Source organism: Sapientia aquatica, from assembly GCF_004358105.1.
Lineage (GTDB): Bacteria > Pseudomonadota > Gammaproteobacteria > Burkholderiales > Burkholderiaceae_D > Solimicrobium > Solimicrobium aquaticum.
The window spans coordinates 81,171-107,298 of sequence record NZ_SMYL01000008.1; the positions used below are offsets into that span (position 1 = coordinate 81,171).

Here is a 26,128-nt window from a genome sequence, read left to right on the forward strand (position 1 = left end):
CATCTAATGCATGACAGGTCCAACCAAATCAAAACTGAAAACTTAAGTTGGCCCACAGTCGCGAACGAGAACCATTAGGTTCGGCGACACTCGGTTCGCTGCCCAGCTGAAAAGCCCACATCAAGCCAAACGAAACGTTCGTGCCGAAGGTGCCTTCCAGCGCCAAACCAGCACCATATAAATGGCGGGAATTCTCAGGAGTGGTCACTGCTTTTCCGGATTGCGGCCAGGGATTTTGATCAATTTTGATGTGCGCGGCATCGAGGAAAATGCCGCTAGTCAGCGCAACGTCGCCCGAGGAAAAAGGCCGTTTTAAATCGAGTTGCAAAACATGACCAGCATTGGCGGTAGTTTCTTCCACGGGATAAGCCCGTACCGCGGAAATACCGCCGCTGGAGAGATTTTCGCCAGCGGATAAATTTTTACTGGCGAACTGACCGTGCAAGTTGACTAGCAAATACAATCCATCAACGCTGTCATAGAGATTTTGTTTGCGCTGCAGGGAATAATCGGTTTTCACAAAGCGCCCTTGGGTATGCGCGGTTTTGGCATCCACTTCCAAGCTGGCAGCGTCGTTGATATTGAGTCGACCGTCGTTGATCGTGAGAATAGCGGTAGTGAAACTCTCGCCAGCAATTCGGCGTCGATCACCATCGTCTAAGGTAATGCCTAGCTGAGTAAATTTAGTGGTTAAGTCCCCCAGCACAGAACCACCAAAGGTGCTGCGTCCATTGCCATCGGATAAGCCAAGATTGACCTTCACGTTATAACCGTAAGCGCGATAAATCGGGTACGACACACCGCCCGACAACGCGCTCGAATCACCAGCCAACTCGCTATTGTTAATCACAAAGTGGTTGCGCAGATAATCTACATACGCACGCCAACCATAATAACCAACGGGGAAGCTGATATCGACGTTACCGCTATCGTAATTTTTGTTGGTGACTGTTCCTAAGACCTTTAAAATATCGCCCTCACCGAACACGTTGGACGCCAAAACCGTTCCGGTAATGCGGCCCTCACCGATCGATTTCGGCCCGTAGTTATCGACTGTCAGTCCATAAATAACGGGATCACCCAAGATTGTAGCGACTTCAGTTAAATGGGTCTGTCCAACCTCCACGCCATCGGGCGACAGCGTCGGTGGACTAACGAGCACGCCGGGAATATCGCCCACCAAGAGCTGCGCTCGCTCTAGATCAAACGCATTCAATGCCTTGTTACCGGTGCATTTTCCAGCAACATCGATTCCATCACAGAGTGCTGCCGCAATCGTATTGACGATGCGTTGATCGTGCACTTTGGACGTATTCTGGACGCTAATTTTTCCGACTGCTCCTTTAAACACGGTAAAGCGTAATGTCCCGGTATTAGCCAATTCCGTTACATCCGCATCGGTAACAACTACCCGAGAAATTACCCAACCTGCTTCGCGTGTGAGCTTGCTCATCTTCATCGCTGCGGCGTCGATCTGCTCGTTGGTCAAGCTAGTACCAATGAGGCTAGTGCCGATTGGTCTCAATAAGTCGGTGATCGCCGTATCTGAGAGATTGGCGCCTGTTCCGTCAACCAAACTAACCTGCTGCACCGGCAAGGCCGTTTGCGCAAAAGCACTGCTCCAGCCTACATTGAAGATCAGAACAGCAATCAGATACAAACGATAAAACCTAATTCGACGATAACTAAATAGCGGCAACATAGCAGTTCCAAATAGGTAAAAATATCCGGTTAACAGGGCTCGAATTTCTATATAAAACGCGACGACAACAGCGTCCCTGAGACAACTATGTACTAACAACTCAACAAAGATAATCACTAACAATAGTGAAGATCGGTTAAATATTTTTTGAGCGCAACAACGTTAAAACCAGCGTCGAATAGCAGTCCAAACTTCTACCAAAGAAGTCGAGAAATCGCGCGCCGCTACGATAGTGGCAAGCAAAACAAATAAATTTTTCAGGAAGGATAATTAGGGGAAAGAGCAGCACTTGATCGCCTTAGATACAGGCGCTTAACTACTTGGATTGCAGATGGAAAGGTTAAAACCAGAAAAAAATAATTGAACGCTGGTGCAAAACGGCTCACAGCGCAAACCTAAAAACAACAAGGCAAATTATTCAAACGATGCGCTTATTGTTGGGTAATGGCATCCAAGATAATGACGCCAATTTCATTACGCGACGACACACCGAATTTTCGCAAGATATTCGAAACGTGCGTCCTAACCGTCCAATAACTCAGATTCAATAGCCGCGCTGTGTCTTTGTCTGTCCTGCCACGCAAGAGCAAATAGCACACCTTACTTTCACGCGCGGTTAAGCCAAACTTGGTTTGCAGCCACGCACTGCTGCCGACTTTTTGAGCAGCGATTTTTACTGAATAAATCGCCGCTTCATCTTCACTGGGAACAATATCGATGCAATATTCACCCCAATTAAAATGATCTCTAGATTGCCCAATTGCGTCGTGTAATTGAATCATCAAAGACTGATATTCACTTTTTTCCAAGTCACTTAAAAAACGCTGGGCAGATTTATTCAGCGGAGCAAATTGCTTTTCCCACAGCATAAATTCTGCCTCGCCCTCATCGCCCTTATTCGCTGTGACGCTGGGTGCCAAGCGCTGAGTAGTGAGCATATTAATCGGCGTAACCCGCACCGTCACTTGGGTCAAAATCGCCGGCAGATCGCCGCCGAAATACAACGCTTGATATAAATCTTCACTTTCTGGAATCATCGACGCAGCACTTACAACCCAAATATCGTTGGGCGAAGCGAATACCGCTCCGATCAAAAATGAAGACACTCCAAAACCTGCTGCCAACACATCTTTATCGCGCACCTCCGATGCCAAATCACACAGCGTGGGATAGTCCACCAACTGGGAAAAATGGCCTAAAGAAAATCCCTTGGCGCGGAGTTTAATTTCTAAATCAACCGCCGAAATACCTACACCAAAACTCACCATCCCATTGTGTTCGTCCAAATCAAAAAACATTAAGTTGGCGATGTTAATCAGCAAAATCGGTCGCCCACCCGCGACAAACGGGGTGTACCAAGAACTGTTACGACAAACCACAATTTTGGCTTGATGCTGCTGGGCATATTGAAATAGCGAGCGCACTTGCTGAGTATTGATCGGATCGGCAACGCCATCAGGGAAGGCGCCACCAAACTTATTGGCAATGCGGCTGGCGATGCTGGTGGACACTAATGGATGGGCGGGCAACAAACTGTTCTTCAGATGATCGGCTGTGCTTGCGAGGAGGTGAATATTCATATTGCGCGCTAAGTTCATCAAGTTGTGTTGACCAATTAAAGCTACTGCGTTGCGTCATATTGCGCTAGCAATCGGTTCCCGTTTCAGGGCAGCGGTATTGCTTACGGCTTGATTAACTATGCATGAATAATGACAGGAACATCATCACCATCATTAGCGATGATCAGTCAATGTCCGTTGCTGGGACTATCTTCATTTATGCAAAGTCGCTCGCGATGCTCGGTTCACGTTGTTCACGATTTGCGCTGGTCGAATAGCAGTTGACGCTCTAAAGCGTGAATTTTTTGTTGCAAGTAATCTGCCCAAATCTTAAACGCGACATGATTTTTGATGCGAGCAATCAGCAAAATGATGTTGATTGGTTTGCGCATAAAATCAACCGCACCCAAAGACAAACCCAACTCCTCATCTTGCACACTGTATTTTTCCGCCAACAAAATGATGGGGATGCGCCTAGTTTTTTCTTCGGACTTAAGCCTGCGACAAATTTCAAAACCGTCCATGCCACTCATGGCGATGTCGAGCAGAATAATGTCGGGTTGATTCGACACCGCCAGTTCAATCGCGGTCGCGCCGCCGTTTGCGATTTTGATGTGGTACTGATTTCTTAACGCATCTGAAATCAAGCTCAAGTTATTGGGCGAATCGTCCACAATTAAAATTGTGGGCGTTAAGTTAGATCGATGTGCCATAAGTCCCCCAAACAAAGTGTGCCGGTACTTATGCACTTGTTTAGTGGCATCTAACGGCGAATCTGATAATGAAACAATAGCGTGCGAACATTGGAATGAGAAGCAAGTAGCAAAGACTTGCTTCAATGCCGAGCTATTTTAATAGCACAATTTAGTCTAAAAATTCAGTTCACGCTTAGGCGAAATGAATTAACAAAAATGGGCCAATTATTGGACCAAAAAACGGGCCAAAAATCGGGGCAAAAATCGGGAAAGCACGCATCGAGTGCTTGCGATAGCGGGAATGAGGTGAGCGCTAAGTTGAGGGATAAGCTGAGTGGTCAGCAAAGCAAACCGCGCAGTGAATGCCGACTAATTAAGCGGCAGAATCGCGCAATTGCTCCAGCAGCTCCTTACGCGCATGCGCTACTCGGGGTTGGCGTAATGCGGATGGCGTCCAGACTAAATAATAGCCAAGATTAGTCGAGCCTTCGTGGGCGGGGATTTCGGCCAACTGACCGTTGGCGATGTGCTCGGCGCACAGATATTCTGGCAACGCTGTCCAGCCAAAGTTATTGCATAACAGGATTCTCAACGAGCGCAAGTCTTGACCGATTAATGCGGGGTTCATGGGGCTGAGATCGACTTTATTTTTGCTCAACCAGTTATCGATCAGCGACAGCTCCAAATCGTAGGCGAGCAGCGGTTCAGCCGCTAACGCTTTTCGGAAATCGGGTGCATCGGCAATCTTTTTGGCCACCGCCGGCGATGCCACCGCCATCACGCGTTCATTGCGAATCAACTCACAACGCAAGCGTTTGTCACTCGTTGGATAGGCGCAAATGCCCAAGTCGCAATGTCCTTCGAGCAGCATATTGGTGATGAGCTCACGGTCACCTTTGTGCAGTCGAACTCTTACGCCAGCTTCTAACAAAGGTTGCAAACGCGCGGTGAGCACTTCGGCTAAAAAATCTCCGTGCCCGATGATGCGTAACGCGCCAGTTAATTCCACCGACCGCGCTTTAGCCGACGAGAGCGCGGCTTCGGCGGAATCGAGTTTATCGCCCAGATCGGCCGCCAATTCATCGGCGGCCAAGGTCGGTAGAACACCGCGCGGCTCGCGTTCAAACAACTTGCGCCCAATGGCGACTTCCAGCCCCGAAATGTGTTGCGAAACAGCGGGTTGGGTTAAGTTGAGGCTGCGCGCCGCATTCGAAATAGAGCGCTGGCGATAGACCTCAATAAAGGTGCGTAAGCGTTGGAGTGACATGAAAAGAAGCATAACATAATTTATGGCAGACCCAAGAAAGTGTGATTAGTCATCCCGCTTGAGCCTATATATCATGCCTGTCTGCGCTAACTAATCAGGGAAATAGTTGCCGATAACGTTGTTAATATAACCATCAAAATTCATTCCTTTTATTGCAAAAAATGGCGCAATAAACACGATCGCAGCGATGGCGCGATGCCAAAAAAATACTCCAAACTCATTTAATTCATCAAAGGGAAGAGTTCGTCATGAACTGTTCAAGCAGAAAAATGCCAACTCAGCGTCGCCCCCAATTGCTTGTTCTCGTTCTAGCTTTCGCGGCCATTGTCAGCGGCTGCGCCGACATGGGCGGCATTGCACCGCGCGCGCATCTGGCAGATCCGCAGGCACTGGGTCTTGGCAAAGAAATCGACGCCATCCCGACTTCACCCGCCAATTGGCCAACCGAAAAGTGGTGGGAAATCTATCAAGACCAGCAACTCAATACTTTGGTAGAACAAGCGATCAAAGACAACCCAAGCATAAAAAACGCGGCTGCTCGCATTGACGAAGCCTTGGCCGTTGCCGGCATCGTGCAATCCGAATCCAAGCCGCAAGTCGGCGCGCGGATCTCCGCCGGTCGCCTGCGCTACAGCGAGCAAGACTTTATTCCGCCGCCTTATGCGGGTAACTACGCTTGGAGCAATAGCGCGTTTTTATCAGCTAGTTACGAGTTAGATTTATTTGGCAAACAAAGTCATAGCGACGCCGCTGCGCTCGATAATGTGCACGCCAGCCAAGCCGAAGCACAACAAGCGCGTTTGGCTCTGCAAAGTTTGGTGGTGCATGCCTACATCGATTTGTCCTTGCAATATGCCCTGCGCGATGCCGAACAAAGCGCGCTCATCCAAGAGCAAAAGTTAGTCGAGATCGCGCAACGCCGGCGCGCAATTGGTCTTGGAACTCAACTAGAAGTTAGTCAAGCCCAAGCGCCTATCCCGGTCACGCAAGGCCACCTTAAACAAATCAATGAGAGGATTGAAAGCCTGCAGCATCAACTCGCCGCATTAGCTAGCGGCGACCAACGCACGGCTGACACCATCACGCGCCCGGTACTCAAGCCCATTGCTGGGATTGCGCTGCCAAGCAATTTGCCGGCTGAATTACTCGGGCACCGTCCTGACATCGTGGCGAATCGTTGGCGAGTTGAAGCGCACGCGCACGGCATCGACGTAGCCAAAACCGAGTTTTATCCCAACGTCAATTTGAGCGCGATGTTAGGGTTTCAAAGCTTGGGCTTTAATGGATTCTTGAATAATAAATCGCTCATGGATGGCGTAACGCCCGCGATCTCGTTGCCGATTTTTACCGGCGGTAAATTGCGTAGCAATCTGGGCGTACAAACTGCGCGTTACGATCAGGCGGTGGAGCGTTATAACAAATCCGTGATCGATGCGCTGCATGATGTGGCAGATCAAATTTCAGCGTTGCGCTCATTAACGGAGCAACAGCACGACACGCAAAACGCCATTGACTTAGCTAATCGCAGTTATGACCTAGCCTTGCGCGGCTATCGCAGCGGCTTGACCGACTACACCCACGTTTTGAGCGCGCAACTCAATGTGTTAACACAACACCAAAACGACGTGCGCGTGCAGTTCGGCCAGCTCAATGCCTATGCAGGTTTAATGTGTTCATTGGGCGGTGGCGCGCAAATTCGCACTGAACAAAGCGAAGCGCACGATGATAACTAGAGCAAACACGCTTAGCGCCAGCGCCGCTGTGGTTTGGAGCACATTACTCAACGCGGGCAAAACGTGGCTGACGGAGGATGCGCCGAATTGGATGTTCGCGCTAAAAACAGGTATCGCCGGATTGTTAGCCTTATGGATTTCATTCCGATTAGATTTTAGCCAACCGATGTGGGCACTGATGACGGTGTTTATTGTGGCGCGTAAGGAAAGTGGTTTGGTGCTGACCAAGGGCTTTTACCGAATTCTTGGCACCATTGTAGGTTCGGCTGTGGCCTTAGTATTGGTTGCGCTATTTGCACAAAGTGCAGAATTATTCTTGCTCGGTTTGGCGCTCTGGATAGGCTTGTCGGTCGCACTGGCTTCGCGTTATCGCAATTTTCAATCGTACGGTTTTATGCTCGCTGGCTACACCGCCGCCATTATTGGGTTCAGCGCCGCCGCTGCGCCAGATCGGGCGTTTGATTTAGCTGTGTCACGCGTCTCGGAAGTGGTCATTGGAATTTTATGCGCGGGTGTGGTCGCAGAATCGATTTTTCCGGTACACGCTAGCCTGCGTTTTATTCCGGATGCCCAAACGCGCTTTGAGCAATTTATCGAGTTTATTTCACAGGCGTTTGCGTTAGAAATCGATAGCGCGCACATGGAACAAATCCAACTGCAATTTCTCACCGATATTGTCACCAGCGAGACCAAGCGCAGTTCAAGTTTTTTAGAAAGCCCCAATTCGCGCTTACAAGATGCGCGCCTGCGTTGGATGAATGCCAGCTTTATGAATGTCTCAAGCAGCTTTCATGGTTTTATCCAAGCCATGCGCCGCTTCCGCCAACAAGCGCCCGAAGAGGCAATTACGCTTGTGACGCGGCACTATCAAGAATTACTGAATTGCTTATCCATTGACGATAAACCAGTTGGCGAACAGACCCAACATATTGCGCGACGGCTCAACGACTATTCAACCCAATTGGCTCAGCAAGAGAGCCAAGTTCAAGCGTTACTAGCCACAATCATCAACCCGACCCAACGCCATCAGATGGCACGCGACTTGGCTGCCATCCGCGCTCTGTATCGTCGTGTCGTCAGTGAATTAACCGTCTATGTCAGTGCCGTAGCAGCGCTGACAAGCGCCGGCACCGATAGCCCGCCTAGTAGTCCGAAATTTGCTGTACATGGCGATAGTTGGAATGCAGTTTTATCGGGCTTACGCGCTGTCGCAGTGCTGTTGGTGTTATCGGGATTTTGGATTGCAAGCGCTTGGCCGGGGGGGATTAACGCGGCGATTTTAGGCGCGATTTTATGCATTTTATTTGGCTCGGCTTCCGCCCCATTGGTGATTATTAAACGTTCTGCCAAGGGCTTTGTACTGGGGCAAATTCTTTCCTTTGTTTGCTTGTTTATGGTGCTGCCAAGCGCGGATGGCTTTAATTCGATGGCCTTGGCGCTAGTTCCATTTCTCATCTTCGCGGCCTGGATGATCGAACATAAACAATATAGCGTGGAAGGCAGCGGCGTTTTTTTGGCTTTCCTTCCCGCGCTGGGACTGCACAACCAAATGAACTACGACATCGTCAGTTTTATCAACGATGCCATTAGTACCTTTGCAGGCTTAGGCGCGGCCTTAGTTGCGTTCTCCATATTACCGACTTCGGCCTTGCACTTACGCAAACGTTTGCTGCTGCGCCTAGGCCAACAAGTTAATCAAGCGTGTTTAGCGCCACTACGCAATGGCAAGTTGCGCCACCATTTTGAGAGTAAAACCCGCGATCTACTGTATCAATTAAGCACGCCACCCGCCAATATCCAAGGTGCAGCCGAGCAGGCGCTGGAGCAGGCGTTGTCGATTCTCGAAGTCGGTCAAATCATTATTGAAATGCGCGTATCTGTGCGAGCGATCAAACGCTCCGGTAATCTTAACAAGCCGATGGAGACAGTGCTACGTGAGTTAGCAACACTAGCTAATAAGCCGAGCCATTCGCAGCACCACAACGTCATCGCAGCACTCGATCAACTTGATGAGGCGCTCGATAATTTGCTCCTCTCTAACCCTTCCGACAATCAGCACCGCGATCAATGTCAGACCGGCAGCTATCAATTGCGCTCGATTTTGCGCGATGAGGAAAGTCTGAAACTGCTGGGCAACGCACCGATTACTTTTAAGGCCGCAACAGGAGTTATTCATGCAGCGTGAATTTGCTTTAGGCGATATTTATTTACCGTCATTACTGATTATTTTTTTAGTCGCACTAGCCCTCAATTGGGGCGTGAGTTGGGCCGCGGCCAAATTTCGGCTCAGCCGATTTATGTGGCATGAGGCGCTATTTCACATTGCGCTATTCGCCTGCATATTTACCTCGCTAGCGCTCTTTTTCTATTAATTTTTACCTTTCATTGCGCAAGCAGTGAACAACGTTTTTGCAGCAGAAAATCATGAAAATCATACAAAACCTATTACGCGTGCTAATCACTTTGTTGGTTCTAGCCGCAGCCTTTTATCTGGGTGACCGACTCTGGAAACATTACATGCATGCGCCGTGGACGCGCGATGGTCGGGTGCAAGCCAACATCATCAATGTCTCCGCCGACGTGGCAGGGCATGTGGTTGAAGTACTGGTCAAGGATAACCAGTTAGTACATAAAGGGGACGTGCTCATTAAGATTGACGATCAGCGTTATCGGATTGCATTGGCCCAAGCAGAAGCCGTTTTGCAATCGCGCCGCACTGATATGGCGCAAAAAAAACGCAGCGCGGAGCGTCGCTCTAAAGTCGATGATTTAGTGGTCTCGGGTGAAGTCAGAGAATTAGCCGATACCCAATCGCAGGTCGCTGCCGCCTTGGTACAAGAAGCACAACAACAAGTCGCTATCGCCAAACTTAATCTTGAACGCACCGAAGTGCGCGCGCCAGTCGATGGCTACATCACCAATTTATTGGTACATCAAGGTGATTACGCTCAAACCGGTCATCCGCAATTGGCTTTGGTCGATAAAGATTCGTTTTATATTTTTGGCTATTTTGAAGAAACCAAAATTCCGCTGCTGCGCAACAATGATCCAGTGAGTATCACCTTGATGAGCGGCGGTCAGGCCTTGCAAGGGCATATTGAAAGCATCTCGCGCGCCATTGCTGATCGAGATAATCCCACTTCCGCTGGGATGCTCGCCAACGTCAATCCAACCTTTTCATGGGTCAGATTGGCGCAACGGATTCCGGTCAGAATTCATATTGATAACGTGCCCGACAATGTGCTGCTTAGTGCTGGCATGACTTGCACCATTATTGATAACAAAAAATAATCGACTGCTGCCCGAACACCGTCGAACAGTTTTCCGCCAACTTTAAAAACGTCGTTAATCGCGCAATCGGTCTGGATTTTGCGCGATTCTCCAAATTGTAAATTCCTAGCTGATATAAACTACTGCAATTCTTGATTCTGGCGCGCTTAGCTCGGTAACGTAGCCTTTGCATTTCGCTGGAAGAATTAGAAAAAACATAAGCACTTCATCATAATGAATCGGAACGCCAATCAACTCCGGCGTCCAATTCCGATCACTCAGGACGCAGCTATGGATATTTTTGCACTATTTGCTCACTACGGTCTGTTAGCGCTATTCGTTTGTGTTTTGGTTGAGCAAATGGGTATGCCTATCCCAGCACTGCCGGTGATTGTGGTCGCTGGTGTTGCGTCTGCCAGCAATCCGATTTTTGCGCTGCAGGCGCTTTTAGTGGCCTGCGTTGCTTCGACGATTTCCGATTCGATCTGGTTTTATTCTGGAAAATACTTTGGGCGCAAAGTGCTTGGTCTGTTATGCAGAATTTCAATTTCACCTGACACCTGCGTGCGTCAAAGCGAATTGAATTTTGCACGGCGCGGCGCGGCCACTTTGGTGATGGCCAAGTTTATTCCCGGAGTTTCGATGTTAGCGTCGCCATTGGCCGGTGCATTAGGAATGAAATACGGTAAATTTGTGCTCTACAACCTAACGGGCATTTTGTTGTGGGCTGGCTCGGGAATTTTGTTTGGATTACTGTTTCACGAGCAAGCGCATCAGATTCTCGACTATCTCAGTAACCTTGGCAGCACTGCTATGTATGTGTTGCTATCCTGCGTGGGACTGTATATCGCTTATCGCATGTGGCGTCGCTGGGCCACGCGCCGCGCTCTGGCCCATATCCCGCGCTTAGCGCCCAATGAACTGTTTGAGCTGATTACGCAGGGTGCGGATTTATTAATCCTTGATGTGCGCGCCAAAGTCATTGCCACCGCAGAATCTGAGCATATTCCCGGTGCGCGCCGTATTGAACTGACCGAAATCGAGACAATTTCTATCGAAACCATCACTTCGGCTTCCAAAATCATCACTTACTGCGCCTGCCCTAACGACGCATCGGCACTCAAAGCGGCGCAACTTCTGATCAAACGCGGTCATCCGATTAGCGTGCTCAAAGGCGGCATCGACGGCTGGATTAAAGCGGGCTACGCAGTGGCGTTACCTTAAAGCGATTCGGCTTGCAGTTGGCAGCCTAGTTGACTGCTTATACAATGCGCCATCGCTATTAAATTCCGTCTCCACCTAGGATTGCCCGAATGCGCTTAACACTCAATTTCACCAAACGCCGCCAAAATTTGCCAGCTCAGCTAGTCGCTGCAATCGCCTTTGCTCTATTAGCCCATCAAGCCGCGCAAGGTGCAGAGTTACCAATCAAACTTGGCTTAGTCGCTCCATTAACGGGCCCGTCTGGCGTAAGCGGTAAAGACGCTGAGAACGGCGCACGCATGGCGGTCGAGGATTTGAACGCAGCAGGAATTCTAATCGGCGGTAAAAAATACCACATCGAACTGCTGGTACAAGACGATGCAGCCGATCCCAGACAAGCGACTTCTGCCGCGCAGCTTTTGGTGGACGCCAACGTTAATGGCGTGGTCGGCCACCTCACCTCGGGCACATCCATTCCTGCCTCCAAAATTTATTTCCAAGCCGGCATCCCGCAACTAACCCCCTTCACCACCAACCCACAATACACCAAGCAAGGCTACAGTTCCGCGTTCCGCATGTGCCCCAACGATGATCAACTCAGCGACGCATTAGGCCAATACGCCACCCATGAACTTGCAGCAAAAAAGATTGCCGTGATCGACGACGCGACCGCCTATGGGCAAGGCTTAGCCAATCAATTTAGCAAAAAAGTAAAAAGCGCTGGCACAATCATCACCGCGCGCGAACAGACCAATGATAAGGCGACAGATTTTCACGCCATCCTCACCAAAATCAAACGTGATAATCCGGATGTGATTTTTTTCGGCGGCATGGGCACCACTGCAGCACCTTTGCTATTGCAAATGAAATCACTCGGCATCCATGCCAAGCTAATGGGTGGCGACGGGATTTGCGGGCCATCGAGCTTGCCCGATTTATTGGGTAAAAATTTGATAGATGGACAAGTGATTTGTGCCGATCTAGGCGGTCCCGATTCCAAAGCAGTTGAAGCGTGGGCGGCTAAATTCGCCAAACGTTTCGGCCCACAATATGGCAATTCCAAATACAGCTATGACGCGGTTTATGTGCTGATTGAGGCGATGAAAAAGGCCGGCTCAGTAGAACCAAAAATCTATCTACCGGCTTTAGCGGCAATCAAATTTCAAGGAATCACCGGCCCGATCGAATTCGATAAACACGGCGACATGGTCAATGCACCTATCATGTTGTACACCTTTATCGGCGGCAAACACGTTTTACTCTCAATGGCTCATTAGCCCTATTTACTTCCCCGCCAGAAGAGCCTAAGTTTTTTAGTGAATCAACTTGGCTCTTCCAACTTGTTTGTATTTCCTATCTTTTGAAAATAAGCAGCGGCGAATTCCCTGATCGTTGTGAACTACCGTATTTAAAAATTTATACAATTTTTATCCTCGCACTATTTAATTTGACCACTCCTTTATTCGCTCCTAGCTAAACTGCGCGCATACCATTTTGGCACCTTATTCGGAGCAATCATGAAAATCTTTATTCGTCTTATTCTTGTTGTCAGCAGTCTGGCTTTGGATATCGACGCCATAGCGGCACAAGACCAATTATTGCTAGATCAAGTCCGCGCATCAAAACAACTGAAAGCGCGGATGAGCAAATTAGCGCAGCACGACTCGGGTACAACGCCTGCCAGCGTCGCAAACAATAAAACATCGATTTAATTAAATCAAAGCGATATCTCCACCAATCAGAGCGAGCAGAAACTGAGTGCTTTGGCTCGATAACTCAATGCCGCTTTCCACATTCATTTAAAGAAAAGTTTAGCTATGCCTAATCAAATTAAACAATCAGCCAACTGGTCTGCATTTACCTTCACCGTTGCTTTAGCCAGCGCGCTCGGTTCACCTTTAACCTACGCAGACGAAGTGGCCAACATTCAACCGTCAAACAAAGTCACCGGCAAATGCGATCCCTACAAGGATTACTCCTGTCTAGACAGTTATTTAGGAACCACTGTCGCTGAACGGATAGGCAATTATTATTCTTTGGAGTACGGCCACGATACAGCACCGGCTGATCCTAAAGCGCCACCAAGTCGGCGCGATGATCAAACGCCCGCAGCCCAAACTGCCCCGCCGATGCCATTTACCGAATGGCCTTACGGTGGCACGTCACCATTAGGCGCATCAACGCCAAACGCGACCGACAGTCCGCTAATGGTTGGCATCGCTAATACAGAAGTGGGTACATGGATGGCGGAAAATAATCTCCAAACCTACGGTTGGATTAACGTGGGCGCGAATTTAAGTACTAGCAAAGTACACGGCGGCAATGCGCCAGCAGCCTATGATTACAACCCCAACGCGATCGATTTAAATCAACTCGTTGAATATATTGAACGCGTACCTGACATGGTTCAGAAAGACCACAACGATTGGGGTTTTCGGTTCTCAGCGATTTATGGTTCCGACTACCGCTATACCACTTCGTATGGTTTAGGCAGCTATCAACTGTTGAATAAAAATGCCGCCTACGGTTGGGATTTGCCGATGTTGTATGTGGATTGGTACACGCCGTTTGTCGGCAATGGACTCAATGTTCGGGTAGGTCGCTATATCGCAGTACCAGACATTGAAGCGCAGCTCGCGCCAAATAATTATATGTATTCGCACTCGATGACCTACACCTTCGACAACTACACCAACGAAGGCATCATCGCGTCCTATCAAGCGAATAAGAATTGGATTTTGCAGGCGGGCGTTACCATCGGCACCGAGGCAACCTTTAATCATGCTTGGCAAACCACGACTAATGTGAATCCTAACCTGCTATACCCGGGCAAGACGTTTAAAGTCGATCCGGGCGCTAGACCATCGGGTACCGTGTGCACCCGCTTTAACTCGGATGATGGCAAAACCAGTTTCAACGCCTGTGCTAACGGCATCAACAATGGCGAATGGGGTTACAACAATTTGCAATGGAAGGGCATCACGTTTTACCACGCCTTTGATGACCATTGGCATGTCTCGGCTGAGTATTATGCTGAGAGCCAAAAGCACGTTCCAAACTTGAATAACGCCTACGTGCAAACCAACCTCATCGCCACTGGCGCAGGCACACCGTTTTCGCCGAACATCATGCCGTTTAACGCTCCGAGCATGGCGTATTGTGCGAAAAATACCACGACGACAAACAATCCTAATTTGACCTGTACGTCAAGCTCGAACGGATTGACCGGTTATTTGAATTATTCTCCTGATCCTTTGAATAATTTCTCGCTGCGTCCCGAAATTTATAAAGACAATCAAGGCCAACGCACCGGCACACCAACGACTTACCATAACATCGCCGTCGGTTGGCAGCATTGGCTCTCGCCGCAGATTGAACTGCGTCCAGAAATCGCGTACTACCACGCAGGTCAAGCGGTATTTAATGGCAATTCGAATTATGGGATTGCGGCGAACAAAAAATCTGAAACGATACTCTCGGGTGACATCATTTTCCATTGGTAAGCGCCGCTAAGATTGCCGCATAAAAAAATCCGACTTGCTATGACAGGAGTCGGATTTTTTGTGCATCCTATTTATACAGCCGAAAAGTTCGCTTCTCTATGGCGGCCAAGAGTCTGGATCAATCTGACCAATCGCTTGGAAGGCAGGCTTACAAAATAAATAGCCCTGCATCAAATGAATTCCTTGCGCGTATAAAAAATCTCGCTCGGCCTTGGTTTCGATACCTTCGGCTAAGACCTTAATTCCCAATTCGGTGCAAATCGCGACGATGCCTTTTACGATGGCTTGCTTACTTGGCGCAGTATCAATATCGCGCACCAAACCCATATCGATTTTAATAATGTCAGGCTGGTAGTCGGCCAGCAAATTCAAACCCGCAAAACCAGAACCAAAATCATCAATCGCCGTTTTAAATCCGAAGCGCTGATATTCGTCGAAAATATTAACCAAATGCGGGCGATCAATGACTTGTTCCGATTCCGTCACTTCAAAAATAATGCGCTGAATCGGAAAGCCATATTGTTTGGCGGCTTTAAAAGTGGTTTGAATACAGGCTTCCGGTTTATAGACCGCGTTGGGCAAAAAATTAATCGACAAAAATCCCTGCATGCCCAAAGCCGCAGCGCCCCGTATTGCTTCCACTCGGCAGGCTTGGTCAAACCAATAGCGATTGGTGTCATTTACTTGCGACAGGATTGAATAGGCCGATTCGCCCTTTACGCCACGCACTAGCGCTTCGTGCGCATAGATGGATTTGGTGCTGACATCGACTATCGGTTGATAAGCAAAAGTGAACTCAAAATCAAGCTCAACCTCTTGCTTGCATTTTCCGCAAGCCGACTCGCTTGAACTCATTCCCTCTGTATAAATGGGCACAGTACTCATTGGATTTACTAACGCGACTAGTGACAACGAAGGTTTCAATATAGCAGAAGATTTAAGCAATTTTTGAACACATTTAACACATCAGCGGTGCAGCATTGCACTAAAAACAGCACAAACTGCAAAATATATAACGATTTATTCAGCAGCTTTTGGCGGCATATCTGCGCGTCGCAGGGGCGCCAAATTCCATGCAAGTTAGGGCGAAAATCAAGACTACATCGACGCAGACCTGTAACTATCGTGACACATTTCATAACGATAATTGCGCAACTAAAATGACGGCTTAATATTTTTCAAACACCAACTAGCCACCCACGCACGCCGCAATCTTTAGAGTAAAACAATGCCAAAAACCCTAGTCCTAACCGCCCTGTGCGCTGCAATGTTGGCCGCCTGCGCCACCCACCCAAAAAGCCCGACTATTCCCGAAGGCAGCATCGTAAAACTGGCGCTGCTTGAGACCAGCGACTTGCACCAAAACGTGCTGAGTTTTGACTATTACGGGGAAAAACCAGACCCCAGTTTGGGTTTAGAAAGAACGGCGACATTGATCAACGCCGCGCGCGCGGAGAATCCCAATAACGTGTTGCTCGACGATGGCGATGCGATTCAAGGCACGTTATTGGGCGACTACCAAGCCTTGGCAGCACCGATCAAATGCCAAGACACCTTAGCCATCTACAAAGTCATGAACGCGCTGCACTACGACGGCGCAGGTTTGGGTAATCATGAGTTCAACTATGGCTTGGGCTTTCAGAGTCAAATCACCAATACCGATTTCCAAATTGCAGGGATTGCCACGCCTGAGCATTGCGGCGCACCGAATTTTCCTCTGGTGTTATCCAATGTCGTCAATGCTACAACGCAAAAGCCGATCTTCAAGCCTTTCACCTTTATTCCCAAATCCTTCACTGCCAGCAAACCAGATGGAACTAGCTTCAAGGTTCAACTAAATATCGGCATCATCGGCTTTGTTCCACCACAAATTATGGAATGGGATCAGAAAAATTTAGCCGGACGGGTGGCGGTTAATGGCGTCGTTGAAAGCGCACAGCGCTACCTTCCGCAGATGCGCGCTGGCGGCGCAGATATAATCGTCGCGTTGTCGCACGGTGGTTTGGATGCCGCGCCGTATAGTCCAACGATGGAAAACGCCAGCCTGTATCTCAGTAAAACAGGAATCGACGCGCTGCTACTGGGGCATTCACATTTGATTTTTCCACTCCCAAAAGAAACGCCGAGCAATACCACCAAGCTAGCGACGATCGATCCATCGCTAGCCAATTTACCGGGTGTTGATTTCGTTAATGGCTTGGTCAACGGTGTCCCGGCGGTCATGCCGCAAAGTTGGGGGCGCCGTTTAGGCATTATCCAACTGGTGCTCAAGTATCAAGGAGGGAAATGGGTAGTGCAAAAAGAGCTGACCAAGGTCGAAGCACGCGGTTTTAAATACCACGATGGCATTACCACTGTTGCCGCCGATCCGACTATGGCAGCGCTAATCGAAGCCGAACACCGCGCCGCCAGCGCCTATGCCAATCAGGCCTTGGGCAGTAGCACTGATTTTGAAATGTCCACCTACTTCGCGCTGGTTGGCGATGTGAGCGCCATTCAAATCGTCAATCAGGCGCAAATCGATTACGTCAACAATGTCATCGCAACTTCATCGGATTCGGTGATAGCGAGTTATAAATCAATCCCCGTTATTTCATGCAGCGCACCGTTTCGCGCTGGTCGTAATGGGCCGACCGACTTTACCGACACCGCCAAAGGCGCTTCACCAGCACATCCGTATCACTTACAAGTACGCAATCCGGGCGACCTTTATTTGTACAGCAATAACGATCTGCACGCCGTTAAGATTAGCGGCGCAGATTTAAAAAACTGGTTAGAAAAATCAGCCCAACAATTTGCCCAAATTAATCCTGCGCTCTCGACCGACCAGGACTTGGTGCCGAGCTACTCCACGATTTATAACTTGGATGTCTGTTACGCCAGCGACAATGCGCTGCGCTACCAGATTGATGTGACGCGCCCGATTGGCAGTCGCATCGTCGAGCTTAGTTACGCCGCTCATCCAATTAGCGAGCGCGATACTTTTATTGTGGCGACGAACGATTATCGCGCTGCTGGTGGCGGTAACTTTCCCGGCATTGACGGCAGTAAAACCATATTCAAAGCGCCGGACGCCAATCAAACTGTGCTGAGCAATTATTTACGCCGCCACGACCAACTGACCGCCGCCAAGAACGGAATCGGGCAAAGCTGGAGCTTCGTCGCCACAGTAACGAAAGGGCCGATTATTTTGCGCTCCGCTCCCGATAAATTCGCGCTGGCGCAAGCGCTAGGTTTGCAGCGTGTGCTGGCCGAAGGTGCGCTTGATTCCGATGGCTTTGCTAAATATCGAATTGACTTAAGCAAGTAAACATTCAACGCCCAAAAAATAAGGCCACCAAACAGGCGGCCTTAGTCATCGTTTCAGCGCAGCGTGCTTATTTAGGCTTGGCAACCCAAGCAGCGCAATAGCCGGTTGGAGATACTTCGGTATCGCCAGCGAACAATTTGCATCCGCCCAAATCTTTGGCAGTTTTGCCCGGTACGAACTGCACGCAAGCGATGCAATCTTTTTCGCCGTTTGGCTTATCTTGGTATTTCATTGCGGCGCGCATCGCTGCATTGGTTGCCGCGCCAGATTGATTGGCGATCAACATGAGTGGAATCATGGCTACGGCCATTCCGCCGATTTTCATGAACTGACGACGTGTTGGAGTAGATTTGCTGTCCATCGTAATACCTTTCAATAAAGGGATATGCTGAAATAAGGAGGTTTTTCAAACAAAGCGAAGCTTACATTATTGCTCAACGTCATGATTAAATACTTTTTACTCTCTTGAGCGTTCGCAAACTTAACACAAATTTAGACCGGATTTTACTAAAGTCTAACTACTATTAATCCGTTAAACCGATAGCTTCTTGCGGCATCGTTATAGAAATTATATTTTCAGCCAGCAATCTTGCCGTTTGACACTTTCTGCGCTGGCGGTTATGATCGGCGCAGTTTTATTGCTGAATTCAGTGGCAAAACTCACCCAACCATCATGCAAAAAAATACTTCTTCGGCTGATATCTACGTGCGGTTCTTGCAATTAGCGCATGCTTTGCGCGGATTGCCTACGCTTGATCCTTTAGAAGATCGCATTTTGGCTTTTGTCGCGTTGGCGAGCAAAAATAAAGAACGTTTATCGGTGCGCGACATGATGGCGCAAAGCGAACTCGGCTCCCCCGCCATGCTGCACGCGCGGCTAAAATCCATGCGCGAAAAAGGCTGGATCATCTTAAGCGACACCGACGATACGCGCCGCAAACAAGTCGAACTGAGCCAAGCTGCGTGGCTGCACTTCGATAAACTATCCAAATGTCTGATGCAGGCAACGCAGGATGCCACCAATAAGCCGTAACTTCATCTTCATTGGTATTGTTGCCGCTGCCTACACAGCTACCTACGCACTCAATGATTGGTTGTTTAAAGAGGTCGAATTCACTCAGGGTGTGGCTTGGGTTTATCTGCCCGCTGGGATCCGTTTAATTTGCACGCTGCTGTTAGGTGAAATTGGTGTGATCGGCATCTTGTTAGGCTCGCTCATTACCTCGACTTTATTTAAATTATTTCCCAACGATTTAATCACCACCGTCGGCTACAGTTTAATTTCTGCGCTCGCGCCCTACTTTGCGTATCGCTTCACCCTGCAAGAATTGCGCTTAGAACGCAACCTCACCAATCTCACGACCACCAATTTATTAATCTGCATTTTGCTCTACGGTCTATGCAACCCAGTGCTGCAACTGCTGTGGTTTGTGGTTCGGCGCGTATCGACCGATTTTTTGCCTAGCATGATCGTCATGTCGATCGGCGATTTAACTGGCTCGCTCATCGTGGTGTACGCCATCAAATTCCTCCTCTCGTTCGTCAAGCTTCCCGCGCGCTGAGCGTCTTTGCTCAAAATAAAACAACATTTCGCACAATGTTTCCCACTGTAACCAGCGCGTAACATTTCCTAATTATCATGCGATCGCTATGTAATTTATAGCGATTAAGTTCGATTCTTTAAGCATGTATTTAACAGGAGTGCGGCAATGCGCAGTTGGGATGAACCAAAAAAACGGAAAGCTCGGGTTGAGATTATTCCGATGATCGACGTGATGATGTTCTTGTTAGTATTTTTTGTACTAATCAGCCTCAACGTCATTCCCGCCCTTGGACTTAAAACTCATCTGCCAACCGCATCCAGCGCGCAAGAACTCAAACCGCAAAACAAAGCCGTCATCACGATAGGTTTAAACAACGCGCTGCAAGTTGATGGCGTCAATACGTCGCTAGAAGAATTGCCGACTCGATTAAATGCGGCAAAAAAAGGCAGCGATAAGCTCACCGTGGTCATCAACAGCGATAGCGGCGTGGAAGTTCAGCGCTTGGTTGATGTAATGGATAACTTAAAGCAAAACGGCTTTGAATCTATTTCCATCGCGACCCGCAAGCAGTAAACCCGCCATGACTAACACCCCATTTCTATACCGATTCCGCGACCAAATCGCCACGCTTCCCTCGTTGCTGATTCTGGCAATCTTGATTGTGGCCGGTATACAAAAAGCCCAACAAATTAAACAGGCCGCTGAAGACCCGGTAGTTCAAATCAGTTTGGCCGAGCCAGAACCAACGCCGCCTGCGCCCATTCCGAATCCGATTACACCGACGCCGCCAACACCTGCGCCGCAGCCGGTGAGCAAACCGATCAGCACGCCAACCGTTGAGCAAAAAGCCGTAACCGCAACCCCTTCCGCCGAAGTGGCAGCCGCTGTGCCAACGCCGGTGGTGCATGCTGCGCCCGTCACAACGACGGCGCCACCGATCGCAACGCCCGCACCCGCCGAGCCGCCTAAACCCAACAACCTAAGCGTGGAAGCCAATTATGTCGCGCAATTACGCGCACATTTAAACGCGATCAAACGTTATCCAACCGGTCGGGAAGCCAGTCAGCAAAAGCCACGCGGCAAGGTCAAGGTGTGGTTTGTTTTGAATCGCAAAGGCGTCGTGTTAGAGCAAGGAATCGAAGAATCATCCAACAATATATTGCTCGACGATGCCGCGCGTAAAACGATTAATCGCGCCAGCTTTAGCGAATTACCTGAATCCGGTTGGGCCGGCGAAGCAAGCCATAAATTTAGTGCTGAATTGGAATTTATTCCCGCTGGCTAAGCCACCCAATTATGACCATCAAAAGCTGCACGCACGACGTTCACACCGCTGTACACAATCATTGCCATTTGTTGAAGTTTGATCTGTAGGAAATCAGTAAGCCGTAGTTTGCCACGACATTTTTTCACCACGAAAACTAACAGGAAATATTGAAATGACACACAAACATAAATTCACCAGACTATCTATCCTGATATCTGGATTATTCATCGTCGCTAGCCCATTCGCACATGCGGCTGACCAACAAACTACCGAAGTCGGTAAGGTCACAGTACAAGGTCAAGACGGTGGACAAAATACCGGCTTAATCCAAGCCGAAGAATCACCAAAAGCACGTAGCTCGGTCAACCGTGACTACATCGAAAAGCAAAGCGCCACCAGCAACGCCTATCAAATGATTAATCTGCTGCCAGGCGTGAATTCTTATGACCAAGATGGTACTGGTTTATTCGGCGGCAATATCCGTGTGCGCGGCTTTAACAGCGATCAATTAGGCTTCACGATCAACGGCGCGCCGGTCAATGATTCCGGTAACTTTGCAGTCTATCCGCAGGAATACATTGATGCGGAAAATCTGTGCGAAGTCAACGTAACCCAAGGTTCAACCGACACCGAAGCACCGCACGTGGGCGCAACGGGTGGCAATATTGGTTTGACGATTTGTCTGCCTGAAGATGTTCGTCGCTTCCGTTTGGAAACCATCGGCGGCTCAAACTCCTTGCGTAAATACTATGCGCGCGTTGACTCCGGTAAGATTTTCGACGACAAATTTAAATTCTTCTTGTCGTACTCCAAAGCGCAAGTGGATAAATTTAAAGGCGAAGGTCACGCCGATAAAGAACACGTCGATTTTAACAGCCGTGTCACCTTAGATAACAGCGGCAGCTATCTCGACACTGCTGTGATGTACAACAAAGCGCTTAACAATAACTACCGCACACTGACCAAAGCACAAATCGCGCAATACGGCACGAGCTATGATTTCGGCACCGTCATCCCAGTGCATCAACCGGGCGTCAACGGCACAGCACAAAATGACAGCACCTTTGCGCCAAACGCTGGCATTACCACTGGCCCAAAAAATTACTACTACAACTACAACCTGAATCCGTTTAAAAACACCTTGGCGACAATGACTGGTCATTTCCAGTTGACACCAAAATCCGCGATCGACGTGAGCCCTTACATGTGGTTTGGCTACGGTACAGGCGGCAATGAATTGCAAACCGTCACAGAAGGAAATGCCGGCACATTACTCGGCGGTGGCGCACAAGATGTGAACAAAGATGGCGATACCAAAGACGTGGTGTACGCCTACGAAGGCAGTTTGACCAAGACTTATCGTCCGGGTATTACGGTTAAATACACACAGCAACTCGATGATCAACGCGTGGTATTCGGCGCGTGGACTGAGCGTGCGCGTCACCAACAAACCGGCCCGTATTCAGCGATTACCAACGGCGTGCCAGTCGATACATGGTTAAGCAATCCAGCTGACTATTTGCTCAATCAAGATGGCACGGCTTTGCAATACCGCAATGCCATGACAATTAGCACTGGCAAATCGTTGTTCGCACAAGACAACCTGAATCTGCTGCAAGATAAATTGAATGTGCAAGTCGGCGCGCGTTACTCAGGAATTGACCGCAACATCACCAATCTTCCAAGCCAAAGCTCACCAGCGACTTACACGCTCGATAAAAGTTACTCGGATTTGCTGCCAAGTTTAGGTTTGCGTTACCAATTGGATCAGGCTGATTCAATGTTTTTCAACGTCGCAAAAAACTTCAAAGCACCGGGCAACTTCTCGTATTTTAACTTGGTCTCTGGCGGTAAATTTGTCAACGGCGTGTACACCGGCGGCACCATGCGCGATGTACCAGTCAATAAAGAAACGTCCGTAAACTATGACCTCGGCTATCGTTACACCTCCGATGCGCTGACATTCTCAAGCACCGTGTTTTATGTGGATTACAAAAACCGTATCGCTTCAGCCTATAACCAAGATACACAAACCAACACCGATTACAACGTTGGCAGCGTCAATTCCAAAGGTTTTGAATTGGAATCCGGTTATTCAATTACCAAAAATCTAAGTGCTTATGCGTCCTTGTCCTACATCAAAACGCATATGGATAAAGATCTGCCTTTCAGCGCCACAGCAATTTTGCCAACCGCCGGAAAAGAAATGCCTGATACGCCAAATTGGTTAAGCGGCTTAAGCCTGCAATACACCGAAGGCAATTGGTTCGTATTCGGTCAAGGTAAATACACTGGCAAGCGTTACACCACCTTGGTGAATGACGACAGCATCGGCGGCTATGTGTCAGCCAACGCTGGTGGCGGCTACAAGTTTGAATCATCTACTTGGATTAAAAACCCAACATTGAAATTTAACGTCAACAATATGTTTGACCGCAAATATTTAAGCTTAAGCTCAGGTAGTGGTAGCCAGTTCACGACTAACGCTGTTGCTGTCAATGGCATTGCAGCGAATGCACCGTCGTTTTACATCAGCCCACCGCGTACCTTTAGCTTGACCTTAGTTGCTGATTTTTAATCCAGTCGTAACCGTTTTAACGTAGTCATCCTTAGTAAATCGTGGCGACGAGTGTTTGGCTCGTCGCCATCAAAAACTGCCTCTAGTGCGGAGAACTTAACATGAACATGCAACTATTCCACGAACTCGCTTTTTATCTGATGTACGCCTGTGCCGCCTTGGCGTTATTCGTCATTGTCGAACGTGGACTGTATTTTAATTACACCCTGAGCCAAGCCATTAAGTTGGAAAAAGCCATGACTCATGCCGTGCAAAACATCACCGAATTGCCAGCAGAATTAACTAAAAAAACCAGCCTGCCATTAACGCTCGTGAGCGACATCTTGGCGGAAAAACATAATCTGTCCAACGAAAAAGATTTAGAAGATTTCAGCGAATCGGTCTACATCGCCAATCGCGGCGAAACCCAACATCGCATCTGGATTTTAGACACCATCGTCACCGCTGCCCCGCTATTGGGCTTACTAGGAACGATCTTGGGGATTATCGATACCTTTAAAGCGCTAGCCGTTTCCGGCGTATCTGATCCTAGCCAAGTTTCGCAAGGCATCGGTACCGCGTTGTATGCAACCGCCTTAGGTATTGGTATCGCGGTAGTCGGGATGTTCTTTTTTAATATGTTCCAAGAACGTATCGAACGCATCAACGATCATTTAAAAGTATTGATGCTGCGCGCCTGCGTTGGACGTCAAACAGCAACTGGTGTAGCAACAAAAAATAACACAATCGAAGCAAATAAATTGCACGTAGCTTGATAAGTACTAAGTCGGCAAAATTATCCGTAGGGGCAAGCCCAGCGCTTGCCCTGTTTGCCAAAACGACTTCCGATAAATTGAACTAAGTCGTCCACCAAGCACGACCTACACACTCGGTGGCGATGCATCGATCTGTATCGCCCAAGCAAATTTCATCATCGTTGACCAACATCTCATCAGGTAGTCATTCATGCGAAAAATCATCAGCGTCGCCCTCTGCGTTTTAGCGCAAGCAGCCTTGCTCAATTCATCTCATGCAGAGGTGAGCATCCCCGGCTATGAGCTAGTGCACACCGTTCCTGTGGAAACCAACTTAGCCACGCCCGATTTAAGCGATCCGATTACGGTCTGGAGCCAGATGTTTGATAGCGCGACAGAGCAAATTGTGATTGGTCAGTTTTATGCCGCGAGCAAACCCGGCAGCGCCTTCGATAAAGTCATTGAACGCTTGGCCGCTGCGGGACAACGCGGCGTCAAAATTCGATTTTTAATGGAAGAAAAAGGCAAAACAGCTTCTGAACCAAGCACGATCGAACGATTAAAACAAATCCCGAATTTAGAATTTCGCACGCTCGACTATTCCAAAATAACAGGCAACGGCATCATTCACGCCAAGTACCTAGTGGTGGACGCAAAGACCGCCTACGTCGGTAGCCAAAATTTTGACTGGCGTTCGTTTGAGCATATTCACGAAACCGGCTTACGTATTACGGACGCCATCGTAGTGGCGCAGGTGCAAGCGATTTTTGAGCAAGATTGGCAGGCGCAAGAATTAATCGCGCAGGGCAAAAAAGTGCCGCCCTTAAATCAGCACAATGTCGATGCCAACCACCAAAGCGAGCACTATTTAGTCGCCAGCCCCAACGCCTACAACCCTGCCGGTGTAGGCAATTCTGAAACCGAACTACCTGCCTTGTTAGCGCAAGCCAAAACCGAAATACGCATCCAATTGCTCGACTACGCGCCACTCAGTTACGGCCCCAACCGCACCCGCCCGTATTACGCGGTGATCGATAACGCGATTCGCAGCGCGCTAGCGCGCGGTGTCAAAGTAAAATTAATGGTATCGAATTGGAATACCGAGAAACCTGCAATCAATTATTTAAAAAGTTTGGCAATGCTACCCGGCATAGAAATCAAAATTGTGACGCTCCCCAAAGCATCCACCGGCTTCATCCCCTTCGCCCGAGTCATCCACAGCAAAACCATGTCCATCGACGGGCAAATAGCGTGGATAGGCACCAGCAACTGGAGCGGCGGCTACCTAGATAACTCGCGCAATTTAGAAGTCGTACTACGCAACACCACCATGGCCCAACGCATCGCACAGCTGCACCAGCAAACCTGGGATTCCGACTATGCGCAAAGCATTGACATGAACAAGGACTATCCAAAGCCGGCTAAGGGTCAGGAATAGAGCCACAAGCGCATTAGCCCAGCTAATTCGTCTCAACTTAGTCGGTGCTTTATGAGTGAATACGCTGAACGATTGCCGACGCAGATAGCGCAATATCGGCGTCGCGGGTTGGAGATTTGAATTCAGGGCATTGGCTGGATTGGCGGCAGCAAACTGTAAGCATGTTTTTCTTGAGTGCGGTGATGGGTTGCTGGGGATGGGCGGATTGTGATTGGTTGATCAGTTCTGCGGGTGGCGGGTTGGTGCCCTTTGGAGACGATCGGGGTTCTACATAGCTGTCATTCAATCTAGGTCGGGTAAATCGACTCGGCGTCCCCGTCATTCC

22 protein-coding genes are annotated in these 26,128 nt (G+C 48.9%); 16 read left to right on the plus strand and 6 right to left on the minus strand.

Annotated elements, in window-relative coordinates; genetic code table 11:
- Positions 1–28: 28 nt before the first annotated feature.
- From E2I14_RS14330 to E2I14_RS14345, 4 genes are all read right to left on the minus strand, one after another.
- Positions 29–1,702, minus strand: a complete 1,674-nt coding sequence (locus E2I14_RS14330; RefSeq protein ID WP_133329717.1) for a ShlB/FhaC/HecB family hemolysin secretion/activation protein — start codon at positions 1,700–1,702, stop codon at positions 29–31.
- Between the two features lie 431 nt (positions 1,703–2,133).
- Positions 2,134–3,282, minus strand: coding sequence for a LuxR C-terminal-related transcriptional regulator (locus E2I14_RS14335; RefSeq protein ID WP_165967845.1), 1,149 nt, complete (start codon positions 3,280–3,282; stop codon positions 2,134–2,136).
- A gap of 233 nt (positions 3,283–3,515) precedes the next feature.
- Positions 3,516–3,974 (minus strand): response regulator, encoded by a 459-nt coding sequence (locus E2I14_RS14340; protein ID WP_133329721.1) that lies wholly within the window; start codon positions 3,972–3,974, stop codon positions 3,516–3,518.
- 355 nt (positions 3,975–4,329) lie between these two features.
- Positions 4,330–5,223, minus strand: coding sequence for a LysR family transcriptional regulator (locus tag E2I14_RS14345; protein WP_133329723.1), 894 nt, complete (start codon positions 5,221–5,223; stop codon positions 4,330–4,332).
- A gap of 248 nt (positions 5,224–5,471) precedes the next feature.
- Between E2I14_RS14345 and E2I14_RS14350 the strand changes: the two genes are divergently transcribed.
- The 8 genes from E2I14_RS14350 to E2I14_RS14385 all read left to right on the plus strand — a co-directional run bounded on the left by E2I14_RS14350 (position 5,472) and on the right by E2I14_RS14385 (position 14,932).
- Positions 5,472–6,956: an efflux transporter outer membrane subunit gene (locus E2I14_RS14350; RefSeq protein ID WP_133329725.1), complete on the plus strand. Its 1,485-nt coding sequence runs from the start codon at positions 5,472–5,474 to the stop codon at positions 6,954–6,956.
- A complete protein-coding gene (locus E2I14_RS14355; protein ID WP_133329727.1) occupies positions 6,946–9,141 on the plus strand; it encodes an FUSC family protein in 2,196 nt (731 codons plus the stop codon). The genes E2I14_RS14350 and E2I14_RS14355 overlap by 11 nt, the downstream gene beginning before the upstream one ends.
- Positions 9,131–9,328, plus strand: coding sequence for a DUF1656 domain-containing protein (locus tag E2I14_RS14360; protein WP_133329729.1), 198 nt, complete (start codon positions 9,131–9,133; stop codon positions 9,326–9,328). Before E2I14_RS14355 ends, E2I14_RS14360 begins: the two co-directional genes overlap by 11 nt.
- 52 nt (positions 9,329–9,380) lie before the next feature.
- Positions 9,381–10,247, plus strand: a complete 867-nt coding sequence (locus tag E2I14_RS14365) for an efflux RND transporter periplasmic adaptor subunit (protein WP_133329731.1) — start codon at positions 9,381–9,383, stop codon at positions 10,245–10,247.
- Positions 10,248–10,517: 270 nt separating this feature from the next.
- Positions 10,518–11,450, plus strand: coding sequence for a VTT domain-containing protein (locus E2I14_RS14370; protein WP_165967846.1), 933 nt, complete (start codon positions 10,518–10,520; stop codon positions 11,448–11,450).
- 89 nt (positions 11,451–11,539) lie between these two features.
- Entirely contained in the window at positions 11,540–12,706 is a 1,167-nt protein-coding gene (locus E2I14_RS14375; protein WP_133329735.1) for a branched-chain amino acid ABC transporter substrate-binding protein, read from the plus strand.
- A gap of 240 nt (positions 12,707–12,946) precedes the next feature.
- The gene (locus E2I14_RS14380; protein WP_133329737.1) at positions 12,947–13,141 is read left to right on the plus strand and encodes a hypothetical protein; all 195 of its coding nucleotides are present in this window, start codon (positions 12,947–12,949) and stop codon (positions 13,139–13,141) included.
- Positions 13,142–13,246: 105 nt separating this feature from the next.
- The gene (locus tag E2I14_RS14385) at positions 13,247–14,932 is read left to right on the plus strand and encodes an outer membrane beta-barrel protein (protein ID WP_133329739.1); all 1,686 of its coding nucleotides are present in this window, start codon (positions 13,247–13,249) and stop codon (positions 14,930–14,932) included.
- A gap of 96 nt (positions 14,933–15,028) precedes the next feature.
- Here the strand turns inward: E2I14_RS14385 and E2I14_RS14390 are convergent, their stop codons facing one another.
- Positions 15,029–15,817 carry an EAL domain-containing protein gene (locus E2I14_RS14390; protein WP_206105650.1) on the minus strand — a complete coding sequence of 263 codons (789 nt, stop codon included), beginning with the start codon at positions 15,815–15,817 and terminating at the stop codon, positions 15,029–15,031.
- A gap of 343 nt (positions 15,818–16,160) precedes the next feature.
- Between E2I14_RS14390 and E2I14_RS14395 the strand changes: the two genes are divergently transcribed.
- Complete coding sequence (locus E2I14_RS14395) at positions 16,161–18,242, plus strand: bifunctional 2',3'-cyclic-nucleotide 2'-phosphodiesterase/3'-nucleotidase (protein ID WP_133329741.1); 2,082 nt, start codon at positions 16,161–16,163, stop codon at positions 18,240–18,242.
- 67 nt (positions 18,243–18,309) lie between these two features.
- Here E2I14_RS14395 and E2I14_RS14400 read toward each other — a convergent pair whose 3' ends face one another.
- Positions 18,310–18,603 (minus strand): high-potential iron-sulfur protein, encoded by a 294-nt coding sequence (locus E2I14_RS14400; RefSeq protein WP_133329743.1) that lies wholly within the window; start codon positions 18,601–18,603, stop codon positions 18,310–18,312.
- 312 nt (positions 18,604–18,915) lie between these two features.
- Between E2I14_RS14400 and E2I14_RS14405 the strand changes: the two genes are divergently transcribed.
- The 7 genes from E2I14_RS14405 to E2I14_RS14435 all read left to right on the plus strand — a co-directional run bounded on the left by E2I14_RS14405 (position 18,916) and on the right by E2I14_RS14435 (position 25,803).
- The gene (locus E2I14_RS14405; RefSeq protein ID WP_133329844.1) at positions 18,916–19,275 is read left to right on the plus strand and encodes a winged helix-turn-helix domain-containing protein; all 360 of its coding nucleotides are present in this window, start codon (positions 18,916–18,918) and stop codon (positions 19,273–19,275) included.
- Positions 19,256–19,804 carry a hypothetical protein gene (locus E2I14_RS14410; protein WP_133329745.1) on the plus strand — a complete coding sequence of 183 codons (549 nt, stop codon included), beginning with the start codon at positions 19,256–19,258 and terminating at the stop codon, positions 19,802–19,804. Before E2I14_RS14405 ends, E2I14_RS14410 begins: the two co-directional genes overlap by 20 nt.
- 147 nt (positions 19,805–19,951) lie before the next feature.
- The gene (locus E2I14_RS14415; RefSeq protein ID WP_133329747.1) at positions 19,952–20,359 is read left to right on the plus strand and encodes an ExbD/TolR family protein; all 408 of its coding nucleotides are present in this window, start codon (positions 19,952–19,954) and stop codon (positions 20,357–20,359) included.
- A 7-nt stretch (positions 20,360–20,366) separates the two neighbouring features.
- Entirely contained in the window at positions 20,367–21,071 is a 705-nt protein-coding gene (locus E2I14_RS14420) for an energy transducer TonB family protein (protein ID WP_133329749.1), read from the plus strand.
- A 154-nt stretch (positions 21,072–21,225) separates the two neighbouring features.
- On the plus strand, positions 21,226–23,631 hold the full coding sequence (locus tag E2I14_RS14425) for a TonB-dependent receptor (RefSeq protein WP_133329751.1): 2,406 nt from the start codon (positions 21,226–21,228) through the stop codon (positions 23,629–23,631).
- A 101-nt stretch (positions 23,632–23,732) separates the two neighbouring features.
- On the plus strand, positions 23,733–24,386 hold the full coding sequence (locus E2I14_RS14430; protein WP_133329753.1) for a MotA/TolQ/ExbB proton channel family protein: 654 nt from the start codon (positions 23,733–23,735) through the stop codon (positions 24,384–24,386).
- A 190-nt stretch (positions 24,387–24,576) separates the two neighbouring features.
- Positions 24,577–25,803, plus strand: coding sequence for a phospholipase D-like domain-containing protein (locus E2I14_RS14435; RefSeq protein ID WP_133329755.1), 1,227 nt, complete (start codon positions 24,577–24,579; stop codon positions 25,801–25,803).
- The last annotated feature ends 325 nt before the right edge of the window (positions 25,804–26,128 follow it).

Coding starts and splice junctions, on each gene's coding strand:
- E2I14_RS14330 (WP_133329717.1), bottom strand. CDS start 1,702: ATGTTGCCGCTATTTAGTTATCGTCGAATTAGGTTTTATCGTTTGTAT.
- E2I14_RS14335 (WP_165967845.1), bottom strand. CDS start 3,282: ATGAATATTCACCTCCTCGCAAGCACAGCCGATCATCTGAAGAACAGT.
- E2I14_RS14340 (WP_133329721.1), bottom strand. CDS start 3,974: ATGGCACATCGATCTAACTTAACGCCCACAATTTTAATTGTGGACGAT.
- E2I14_RS14345 (WP_133329723.1), bottom strand. CDS start 5,223: ATGTCACTCCAACGCTTACGCACCTTTATTGAGGTCTATCGCCAGCGC.
- E2I14_RS14350 (WP_133329725.1), top strand. CDS start 5,472: ATGAACTGTTCAAGCAGAAAAATGCCAACTCAGCGTCGCCCCCAATTG.
- E2I14_RS14355 (WP_133329727.1), top strand. CDS start 6,946: ATGATAACTAGAGCAAACACGCTTAGCGCCAGCGCCGCTGTGGTTTGG.
- E2I14_RS14360 (WP_133329729.1), top strand. CDS start 9,131: ATGCAGCGTGAATTTGCTTTAGGCGATATTTATTTACCGTCATTACTG.
- E2I14_RS14365 (WP_133329731.1), top strand. CDS start 9,381: ATGAAAATCATACAAAACCTATTACGCGTGCTAATCACTTTGTTGGTT.
- E2I14_RS14370 (WP_165967846.1), top strand. CDS start 10,518: ATGGATATTTTTGCACTATTTGCTCACTACGGTCTGTTAGCGCTATTC.
- E2I14_RS14375 (WP_133329735.1), top strand. CDS start 11,540: ATGCGCTTAACACTCAATTTCACCAAACGCCGCCAAAATTTGCCAGCT.
- E2I14_RS14380 (WP_133329737.1), top strand. CDS start 12,947: ATGAAAATCTTTATTCGTCTTATTCTTGTTGTCAGCAGTCTGGCTTTG.
- E2I14_RS14385 (WP_133329739.1), top strand. CDS start 13,247: ATGCCTAATCAAATTAAACAATCAGCCAACTGGTCTGCATTTACCTTC.
- E2I14_RS14390 (WP_206105650.1), bottom strand. CDS start 15,817: ATGAGTACTGTGCCCATTTATACAGAGGGAATGAGTTCAAGCGAGTCG.
- E2I14_RS14395 (WP_133329741.1), top strand. CDS start 16,161: ATGCCAAAAACCCTAGTCCTAACCGCCCTGTGCGCTGCAATGTTGGCC.
- E2I14_RS14400 (WP_133329743.1), bottom strand. CDS start 18,603: ATGGACAGCAAATCTACTCCAACACGTCGTCAGTTCATGAAAATCGGC.
- E2I14_RS14405 (WP_133329844.1), top strand. CDS start 18,916: ATGCAAAAAAATACTTCTTCGGCTGATATCTACGTGCGGTTCTTGCAA.
- E2I14_RS14410 (WP_133329745.1), top strand. CDS start 19,256: ATGCCACCAATAAGCCGTAACTTCATCTTCATTGGTATTGTTGCCGCT.
- E2I14_RS14415 (WP_133329747.1), top strand. CDS start 19,952: ATGCGCAGTTGGGATGAACCAAAAAAACGGAAAGCTCGGGTTGAGATT.
- E2I14_RS14420 (WP_133329749.1), top strand. CDS start 20,367: ATGACTAACACCCCATTTCTATACCGATTCCGCGACCAAATCGCCACG.
- E2I14_RS14425 (WP_133329751.1), top strand. CDS start 21,226: ATGACACACAAACATAAATTCACCAGACTATCTATCCTGATATCTGGA.
- E2I14_RS14430 (WP_133329753.1), top strand. CDS start 23,733: ATGAACATGCAACTATTCCACGAACTCGCTTTTTATCTGATGTACGCC.
- E2I14_RS14435 (WP_133329755.1), top strand. CDS start 24,577: ATGCGAAAAATCATCAGCGTCGCCCTCTGCGTTTTAGCGCAAGCAGCC.